1 protein-coding gene is annotated in these 1,007 nt (G+C 59.6%); it reads left to right on the forward strand.

What is annotated here, in order from left to right; all coding sequences use genetic code 11:
- Window positions 1-1,007, forward strand: a 1,007-nt coding sequence (gene nuoM, locus ACIPZE_RS29015) for an NADH-quinone oxidoreductase subunit M (protein WP_400776876.1), incomplete at both ends; no start/stop codon positions are given.

The raw sequence follows: 1,007 nt of genomic DNA on the forward strand, positions 1-1,007 counted from the left end.
GCTCTGGGGTCACAGTTCTTCGGACGGCAAGAAAACCCGGATCTACGCGGCGACCAAGTTCTTCATCTTCACTCAGGCGTCCGGCCTGATCATGCTGGTGGCGATCCTCGGTCTGGTGCTGGTCAACTTCAACAACACTGGCGTGATTACTTTCAACTACGCCGACCTGTTGAAAACCAAGATGTCGATGACCACCGAGTACATCCTGATGCTCGGTTTCTTCATCGCCTTCGCGGTCAAGCTGCCGGTCGTACCGTTCCACTCGTGGTTGCCTGATGCCCACGCCCAAGCGCCGACTGCAGGTTCCGTCGACCTCGCCGGTATCCTGCTGAAAACCGCTGCCTACGGTCTGCTGCGTTTCGCCCTGCCGCTGTTCCCGAATGCTTCGGCGGAGTTTGCGCCGATCGCCATGACCCTCGGTCTGATCGGGATCTTCTACGGTGCGTTCCTCGCGTTCGCGCAAACCGACATCAAGCGCCTGATCGCCTTCTCCTCCGTTTCCCACATGGGCTTCGTGTTGATCGGCATCTACTCCGGCAGCCAATTGGCCCTGCAAGGTGCAGTGATCCAGATGTTGGCGCACGGTGTGTCGGCGGCGGCACTGTTTATCCTCAGCGGTCAGTTGTACGAGCGTCTGCACACTCGTGACATGCGTGAGATGGGCGGTCTGTGGTCGCGTATCGCTTACCTGCCGGCGATCAGCCTGTTCTTTGCGGCCGCGTCCTTGGGTCTGCCGGGCACCGGTAACTTTGTCGGTGAGTTCCTGATCCTGATCGGTACTTTCGCCAGCGCGCCATGGATCACCGCGATTGCTACCTCCGGTCTGGTGTTCGGTTCGGTCTACTCGCTGATCATGATCCACCGTGCCTACTTCGGTCCGTCGAAATCGGATTCGATCCTGCACGGCATGGACGCTCGCGAACTGATCATGGTGCTGGGCCTTGCGGTGCTGCTGATTTACCTCGGCGTGTACCCGCAACCGGTCCTCGACACTTCTGCCGCCACGA

This window comes from Pseudomonas sp. NPDC089741, assembly GCF_044748825.1.
Taxonomy (GTDB): Bacteria; Pseudomonadota; Gammaproteobacteria; order Pseudomonadales; family Pseudomonadaceae; genus Aquipseudomonas; species Aquipseudomonas helmanticensis.